Genomic DNA, 7695 nt, shown 5'->3' on the forward strand with positions numbered 1-7695 from the left:
CCTTTTGTGGATCACCTTCGCTTACGAGAAAGATCCTACCGATCTATTTTGAACGATGGAGACACTCCTCTGCAAGGAGGCAGGCGTCACAAAGGGGTCCTCTGGCTCTGCAGACCTCTCTTCCGAACCGGATGAGGTTGAGGTGGAGGGAAAGGGACTTTCCTTTCGGGAGGAGAGGGGCCATCCAGGCATGGGCCTTTTCGGCATCCATATTTTGGGGAAGGAATCCCATTCGCTTCCCGATCCTCAGGATGTGGGTGTCGATGGGAAAGGCCTCCCTTCCGAGACCGAAGAGGAGAAGGCAATGGACCGTCTTTGGCCCGATCCCTTTGAGCCCTCCGATGACATTTTTGACCTCTTCGGTCTCCATCTTCTCTAAGAAGGAAAGGCTCAGCCTCCCCCCTCTCTCCTGAATCCATCGAAGGATCCTCTGGATCCTCATGGCCTTCTGGTTGGCAAGCCCCCCTGGGCGAATGGCGGTCACGATGGCCTCTCGCCTTGCTCGGAGGAGGTCCTCCCAGCGGGGAAAACGGGTTTTGAGCCTGCCGAAGGCCCGATCCCGGTTCAGGTCGTTCGTATTCTGGGAAAGGATGGTCTCGATGAGGACGTCGAGGGGATCGATGCCCTTCCTTCTTTCGGGAACGCCGTATTCCTTTTCGAGAAGAAGGGCGATCTTTCTAAGCTTTCTCTTCAGATCGTCACGCCTTTGCCATCGCCCTTCGGATCTTCTCACTGAGCCTTCCCTTCATGAAGTCTTTGATCCGCTCTTTGACCCTCGCCACGAATCCTTGGTAGGTCTCGCTCCCTTCCAGGACCCGAAGGTAGAGATCGCTCAGTTCGGGATAATGCTTCAAGGTCTGATAGGCGAGCCGGGTGAACCTGAAGACAAACCTCGAAAACGAGAGGGCCCATTTCAGATGGGAGGAGATTTGAATTTGGATCGCCCGCTGATAGAGGTCGGAAGGAGGAAGGCCCTGCCCCTCCGATTCGACGATCGCCTCCCCGGCCAGCATCCCGCTCCGGATGGCATAATAGATCCCCTCCCCCTGGAGAGGATCCATCAGATGGGCCGCATCTCCCACCAGGAGGATCCTTCCCCTTGCCACCTTCTGGTTCTCGTCGTAAAAGGAGGGAAGACGGTGCCCCCTCAGGATCTCTGGCCTTCTCCCTTGTAGGTAAGGAAGGCCTTTCAGGAAACCCTCCAGACATCGGCCGATATTAACCCTTTCCCCTTCTTCGAACATCCCTCCGATTCCGATCGAAAGCCAACCCCTCTTGGGGAAGACCCACGCATATCCGTTCGGGATCCCCCCGAAGTCGAGGTGGACGAAGTGGCGCTCCCTCTCAGGAAACGGAAGGGAGGCGTCAAAAGGGATTTCGCTCTGAAGGGCCATCCCATACCCATCCTCTCCCTCCGGGGGCAGGGAGAGTTGCTTCGCTACGAGGCTACCTGCGCCATCCGCGGCGATGAGAAAATGGCCCCGAACCTTCTTGCCACCCTCCAGGCCCACCTCGACGCCGTCGGCCTTTTCCTCGACCTCGATCACCTTCTCTCCCTCGATCATTTCGGCCCCTTTCTCCAAGGCCTTCTCCATGAGAAACTGATCGAAACGGTCCCTCATCACCATATAGGCGATCGGCCCTTTCGATTCGATGAAAAAGGGGTCTTTCAGGCGGTAGCTGAACTTCGCCCCGTAAATGGTATTTTCGATGACGGGCACGAGATCGAAATCGACCAGCCGAACGGTCTTGAGGGAGAGACATCCCCCGCAGGGCTTGTATCGAGGGAATCTCTCCTTTTCGATCAAGAGGGTCTTAAGCCCCTTCTGGGCACAGATGCGGGCAGCGGTCGTGCCTCCTGGCCCACCCCCCACCACGATCACATCGCAATCGGAACGTCTCATCCCATCTCGCAATTCTGCCTTTGACCCGCCTTTCTATTTTGACTCTTGAATCTTTAATCGGGCCTCAGGCGGGAGTCTTGTTCAAGCAGCATTTTTTATACTTTTTCCCGCTACCACAAGGGCAGGGGTCATTCCGACCGATTTTGGGTGCCTTCCTCTGGGGCTCCGGCCTCGAAACCCGAGAGGCGGTCAATTGGCGATACTCTTCTTCGAACCGTTTGGCCTCTGCCTCCATCTCCTGCCATCGATAAAAATCGATTAACCGCTCGATGGCGCCCAATCGATCATATTTCTGATCCCCGGCCATTTCGTAGCCTTTCAAGTAAAACGCTTCGGCCTTCCTATCCCCGAGAAGATAATAGGCATCCCCTGCATTGAGGACGACCCAGAGATCCTCCGGAAATCTCTTGAGGTTCTCCTCCACTTGGCGAATGGCCTCTTCCTTCCTCCCGGCTTTTGCGAGGATATATCCCAGATCCCGATAGAAATTTTCGGGCTCTCTTGAAAACTCCCCAAACCATCGCCCGATATTAACCGCTTCGTCGACGAGCCCGTTTTGGGCGAAGACGTGGGGAATTTCGAGCAAAAAGCTTTCGACATCGTGGTAGGCGTCTTGCTCGACCTGCCGGAAAAATTCTATGTCAGGACGGCCATCCTCTTTGAGACAATGGCGGTGGAATCTTTCTATCCCGTGATAGATTTTCAAAAGGGTGTCCTTGTTATGAGACTGAATATCCTCATAAAAGGAGATCACGTCAAAGAGAAGGTCTTGGGAGACCTCGACACATTTCACGCCCTCGAGGTGCCTCTTCCAAAGTTCGAGGCAGGCCTCATATAGAAAATCTTCATTAGACCCTTGAATCCCATATCTCAAGGACCATTCCTCGGATAACTTTGAAGGGGCTTTCGCCTTCAAGGCGGCCTTTTTGAAATCCTCAAGGGTGATGGGTAGCCCCATGGCCCGAAGCTCCAAAAGTATTTCTTCGTCGGTCCTCCACTTGATCTCTTGATGTTCCATGCCCCTCCCTCCGACACCATAGTAACCCAATTGGGCAAAATGTTAAAGGAGGAAAATCGAAGTTGAAAGGGTCTACGAGATCGCCTCTTGCCCAAAAATGAGATTGACTTTCCGGATGAGTTGTCCTAAAGGTGTAAAAGGCCTGATTGTAGTTGAGGGTGGATCGTGAACCGGGGACTTCGAGGGTTGGAAGAGAGGGTTTTATCGAAGGGGCTCTGTACTGCCTGCGGGGCCTGTCTCTCGCTCTGCCCTTACCTCCGTGCCTATGGAGGAAGGGTGGTCAAACTCCATGACTGCAACCTGGACGAAGGCCGCTGTTTCTCCTACTGCCCCCGAACAGACCTCCCTCCCGAGGGTATCCAAGAATACGAGCTTCGCCAAGAGTTTAAGAATGCCGGAATAGGGAGGGTTAGAAGGGTTTTCATGGCGAGAGCTAAAAATCCCCTCTGGAGAGAGAGGGCTCAGAGCGGGGGGGCGGTCTCCGCCCTGATCGACGTCGCCTTGAAGGAGAGGCTCATCGAGGCCGCCCTCCTGACTTACCGGGATGGAGACTCACCTCCGAGAGGACGGATCGTCAGGGATCGAGCAGAGGTCCTGAACCACGCCGGTTCGAGCTTTGTCTCCGGCCCTACCCTCGAGGCCCTCCATAAAGGGCCATGGAGAGAGGGCGAGAAGATCGGCGTGGTGGGCCTTCCCTGCCAGTTGCAGGCCCTTTGGAAGATGCGGTCTTCCCCTTTTGAAAAAAAGGCTCCTATCGACAGAATCGAGCTAATCATCGGGCTCTTCTGCACCTGGGCCCTCGAATATGAAGGGTTCAAGGACTTCCTGAAAAGGAGGCTCGGCAAGCTCCCTCCGGTCAAAATGGAGATCACCCCGCCGCCCGAAAGGCTCCTCAAGATACATACCCTCGGGGGTTTGAAGATCGTCCCGATCGAGGAGATTCGACCCTTCATCCGGAAGGGTTGCCACTCCTGCCCCGACATGACCGCAGAGCATGCTGACCTCTCCGTGGGGACGGTCGAGGGAATGGAGGGGTGGAATACGGTGATCCTCCGATCGGAGAGGGGAGAAAGCCTCTTCGAAGAGGCACGGGCCGAAGGGGTTCTCGAAACGAGACCTCTGCCCGAGGAGAACCTGTCTCACCTCAAAGAGGCCTCCCTCCTCAAAAAGGAGCGGGCCATCAAAGGCTCAACGGAACCGCAGGGGGCTTAAACCATGTTATCCATCGCCCAGAACGCCCCGGGAAAAATCGCCCTTCTGATGGGGAACGAGGCCATCGCCCGCGGGGCCCTCGAGGCAGGAGTCAAGGTCTGTGCAGCCTATCCCGGAAACCCTTCCTCCGAAATCGTCGGCTCCCTTTCCGAAGTAGCCAAAGAGTTGGGGCTCCATGTGGAGTGGTCTGTGAACGAAAAGGTGGCCCTCGAGGTGGCGGCAGGGGCTTCCTTTTCGGGCCTGAGAAGCCTCTGTGCCATGAAACAGAACGGCCTCAACGTGGCCTCTGACTTCCTCTTAAACCTCAACCTCACAGGAACAAGGGGAGGGCTTGTGATCGTCGTGGCCGATGACCCGGCAGGCATCTCTTCGAGCAACGAGGAGGACTCCCGCCTCTTTGCCAAGATCGGAGACCTCCCCCTGCTCGAACCCTCCCATGCCCAGGAGGCAAAGGAGATGGCCAAGGCGGCCTTTGCCCTCTCGGAGGATTTGGAGCTCCCCGTATTGATCCGGAGCGTGACGCGGGTTTCGCACGCCCGAGGGAATGTGACTCTGGACGAGCTTCCCCTCTCCCATCCGAAACCACGGTTCGATCTCTCCCGGCCCCGCCTGGCCTTTCCTCCCCTTCCGAATCACAAACTTCTTCATGAAAAACTTAAGAGGACGAGAAGGCTTTTTGAGGCCTCTCCCTTCAACCTCTACCGAGGCCCGGAAAAACCGCAGCTCCTTGTCATCACGAGCGGAAGCGGCTACCTCTACTCCTGCGAAGCGGTCAACCATCTGAAGGCCTGGGATAGGATCGGCATCCTGAAGATGGGTACCACCTGGCCCCTTCCCGAGGAGTTCCTCCTCGGCCACCTTATGCGTTCGGATCGATTCCTCTTCGTCGAGGAGGTCGATCCCTTTCTCGAAAACAACGTGAAGGAGGTCTTCGCCCAGCATTGTTCAACCCTTGGCCTAAAAAGATTCTTCGGTAAGGCGAGCCAGACCATCCCTGATATCGGCGAACTCAACCCGGAGATCGTCACCTCAGCCCTCCAGACCTTGCTTGGCCTTTCTTATTCTCCCAGGCCCGAGGCCTATGGTAAGATTGCCTCCGAGGCGCTGGCCGAGATGGTGCCTCCGCGGGGACTGACGTTCTGCGCCGGATGCCCCCACCGCGCCACCTACTGGGCCATCAAAACGGCCCTGGCCATGGACGGGAGGGAGGGGATCGTGTTGGGCGATATCGGTTGCTACTCCCTCGGAATGGGCGCGTCCGGCTTCTTTCAGATGAAGACCCTTCATGCCATGGGCTCGGGCGTGGGCCTGGCCTGCGGTTTCGGTCAACTCGACCGTATCGGCCTGAATCAGCCCGTCATCGCCCTCTGTGGAGACTCGACCTTCTACCACGCCGCCCTCCCTGCCCTGGTCAATGCCCTCTACAACGGCGCCAACTTCCTCCTGCTCCTCCTCGATAACAGCGCCACCGCCATGACCGGCTTTCAGCCCCATCCCGGGACCGGAGAAACAGCAACCGGAAGCCCAGCCCCTGTGATCGATCTCCAAAGGCTCTGTGAAGGCCTCGGTGCTTCGGTGGAGATCGTGGATCCCTTCGACCTCGAGGGAACCATCGCTGCCATCCTCAACATGGTCCGAATGGAAAGGGGGGTGAGGGTCCTCATTTTGAAGAGAGAATGCGCCCTTCTGAGCGCCAGGCGCCAGAAGAAGCTCTTTCGGGTCGAGATCGATCCGGAGAGGTGCCTGGGAGAGTCGTGCGGCTGTAACCGCCTCTGCACCCGAGTCTTTCGGTGTCCGGGCCTAAGATGGGAGAAAGAGATGGCTAAGGCCCGGATCGAGGAGGCCATCTGCAACGGGTGCGGCGTCTGCGCGGAGATCTGCCCCGTTTCAGCCATCCTCAGAGAGGCCCTGTAAATGCCCCTTTTGAAAGATCCTTATAACGTAATCATAGGCGGTGTTGGAGGGCAGGGAAACGTCCTCGCCTCCAGGATCCTCGGTGAGATGTTGATTCTCCATGGGTATGTCGTCACCATCGGGGAGACTTACGGCGCCTCCCAAAGGGGAGGATCGGTCATGAGCCACCTCCGGATCTCGATGAGAGAACCCTTTTCGCCTCTCATCCCACAAGGGCACTGCGACCTCCTGGTTGCCCTTGAGCCTGTGGAGGCTTTGAGGATCCTGGCTTCCTATGGATGGCCGGGGGTCTTGACCCTGGTCAACACGCGGCCCATCCACCCGATCGATGTCATCTCCGGAGAGGCAACCTATCCTGACCTGACCCGGGTGATGGCGAAGATCGGGGAGCTGAGCCTGCGGGTCTGGGCCCTCAATGCGACGGAGATCGCCCTTGAATTGGGCGACCCCATCTTCTCCAACTTGGTGATGCTCGGCGCCCTCTCAACGACCCATCTCCTTCCAATTGATCGGCAGAATTTCGAAGAAACGATCCGAAAGCTCCTCCCCGATTCGACCCTGGAGAAAAATCTCCGGGCCTTCGACCTTGGAGCAGAGGCCGTGAAGGAAATCACCCCTAAGAAGGCTCTTTAAAGCTAACGCCGCCATCCCATAGATGGGTCCCATCGGACCACGATTCGCTCCAAGCGATGGCTATACAATCCTATGCCTTCTGCCAATATGACATAGTTCGATGATCTTGATTTCGAAGGGGTAATTTTCATGAACTGGCAATCTTGAGGATTTCGAAATCTCTTTTTCAAGGATGGCCTTTGCTTCCGCCTTTTCTTTGAAGTTTTCCCATGCCTTGGCCATTGCGGTCCAGAATTGACCGTAATCTTCTATCCCGGTGGCTTCATGATCCATGACGATAAATAACTTTGGAAAGATGAAATGCCCCAGTTTGCTCGGAAAATTGGGCGATCGTGACATTTTAATCCCCGAGAGCTGTTCATATAACTCTTCTATCTCGCTCCATTTGAAATTTAAGAAAACGGGCTCTTGATCCGCTTTGCTTTTAATATCCGTGTAAAACCTCTGAAGTGTATCGAGGACTTCTAATCCCCTTTCCCATATCTCCCTCTTGGTGTTGGGCGGCTTCTTCGACCTTATGGCGCGCCATTCCCACAGACGATCTACGGTATGCCACCACCATCGTTCCGTCAAACCATCCTTCCTCAAATCATAAATTTCATGGTACACCCGGTTATGAAAATCTTGTGGCCATTTCCCTCCCTTTTCCTTTCGCCACCAATCAATCCCCTTCTGAAGGTCGCTCAAGGTAAGACCCATAGATTCCTCCTCTAAAGCCCCCCTTTGTACTTACCCCCCACCGGTCGTTCCGGGCGACCCGATCGGCACGAGGGGATGTCCGGGCGCTCCCTTCCTCTTTTGTGGACCTCCCCAGGGGAATTTAGGTTTCTTGAACGATCCATCCTTTCTCCCACAATGCAATAACTACATCCATCTGAGAGTTGTGTGTTTTTTCTCCTCCCCTTATAACCCTTTTCCAGAGGCTCATTATATCGGTCGCCAATTCCGGTTTTTGCCTTAAGGCGTTTACCGCTTCTAAAGCGTACTGTTTGTTCCTGTCTCTTATACACATCT

The 7695-nt window shown here is 55.7% G+C and carries 8 protein-coding genes; 3 read left to right on the forward strand and 5 right to left on the reverse strand.

Features of this window, described 5'->3' with window-relative positions; all coding sequences use genetic code 11:
• Positions 1 to 43: 43 nt before the first annotated feature.
• The 3 genes from N3G78_13355 to N3G78_13365 form a co-directional block, all read right to left on the reverse strand.
• The gene (locus N3G78_13355; GenBank protein MCX8118900.1) at positions 44 to 733 is read right to left on the reverse strand and encodes an endonuclease III; all 690 of its coding nucleotides are present in this window, start codon (positions 731 to 733) and stop codon (positions 44 to 46) included.
• Positions 699 to 1904, reverse strand: coding sequence for a geranylgeranyl reductase family protein (locus N3G78_13360; protein MCX8118901.1), 1206 nt, complete (start codon positions 1902 to 1904; stop codon positions 699 to 701). Before N3G78_13360 ends, N3G78_13355 begins: the two co-directional genes overlap by 35 nt.
• A 64-nt stretch (positions 1905 to 1968) precedes the next feature.
• A complete protein-coding gene (locus tag N3G78_13365) occupies positions 1969 to 2922 on the reverse strand; it encodes an SEC-C metal-binding domain-containing protein (protein MCX8118902.1) in 954 nt (317 codons plus the stop codon).
• A 165-nt stretch (positions 2923 to 3087) separates the two neighbouring features.
• Between N3G78_13365 and N3G78_13370 the strand changes: the two genes are divergently transcribed.
• From N3G78_13370 to N3G78_13380, 3 genes are read left to right on the forward strand one after another with little or no spacing between them, the layout of a single operon-like run.
• Positions 3088 to 4134 carry a Coenzyme F420 hydrogenase/dehydrogenase, beta subunit C-terminal domain gene (locus N3G78_13370; GenBank protein MCX8118903.1) on the forward strand — a complete coding sequence of 349 codons (1047 nt, stop codon included), beginning with the start codon at positions 3088 to 3090 and terminating at the stop codon, positions 4132 to 4134.
• 3 nt (positions 4135 to 4137) lie between these two features.
• Positions 4138 to 6048, forward strand: coding sequence for a thiamine pyrophosphate-dependent enzyme (locus N3G78_13375; GenBank protein MCX8118904.1), 1911 nt, complete (start codon positions 4138 to 4140; stop codon positions 6046 to 6048).
• On the forward strand, positions 6049 to 6681 hold the full coding sequence (locus tag N3G78_13380) for an indolepyruvate oxidoreductase subunit beta (GenBank protein ID MCX8118905.1): 633 nt from the start codon (positions 6049 to 6051) through the stop codon (positions 6679 to 6681).
• Positions 6682 to 6741: 60 nt separating this feature from the next.
• On the opposite strand, the gene N3G78_13385 is transcribed toward N3G78_13380, so the two are convergent.
• Together N3G78_13385 and N3G78_13390 are read right to left on the reverse strand one after the other, a co-directional pair.
• Entirely contained in the window at positions 6742 to 7380 is a 639-nt protein-coding gene (locus N3G78_13385; GenBank protein ID MCX8118906.1) for a hypothetical protein, read from the reverse strand.
• A gap of 121 nt (positions 7381 to 7501) precedes the next feature.
• Positions 7502 to 7695, reverse strand: a 194-nt coding sequence (locus tag N3G78_13390; protein MCX8118907.1) for a hypothetical protein, incomplete at its 5' end; no start/stop codon positions are given.

This window comes from Thermodesulfobacteriota bacterium (assembly GCA_026415035.1).
In the GTDB taxonomy this organism is placed as follows: domain Bacteria; phylum Desulfobacterota; class BSN033; order BSN033; family UBA1163; genus RBG-16-49-23.

Coding starts and splice junctions, on each gene's coding strand:
- N3G78_13375 (MCX8118904.1), top strand. CDS start 4,138: ATGTTATCCATCGCCCAGAACGCCCCGGGAAAAATCGCCCTTCTGATG.
- N3G78_13365 (MCX8118902.1), bottom strand. CDS start 2,922: ATGGAACATCAAGAGATCAAGTGGAGGACCGACGAAGAAATACTTTTG.
- N3G78_13380 (MCX8118905.1), top strand. CDS start 6,049: ATGCCCCTTTTGAAAGATCCTTATAACGTAATCATAGGCGGTGTTGGA.
- N3G78_13385 (MCX8118906.1), bottom strand. CDS start 7,380: ATGGGTCTTACCTTGAGCGACCTTCAGAAGGGGATTGATTGGTGGCGA.
- N3G78_13360 (MCX8118901.1), bottom strand. CDS start 1,904: ATGAGACGTTCCGATTGCGATGTGATCGTGGTGGGGGGTGGGCCAGGA.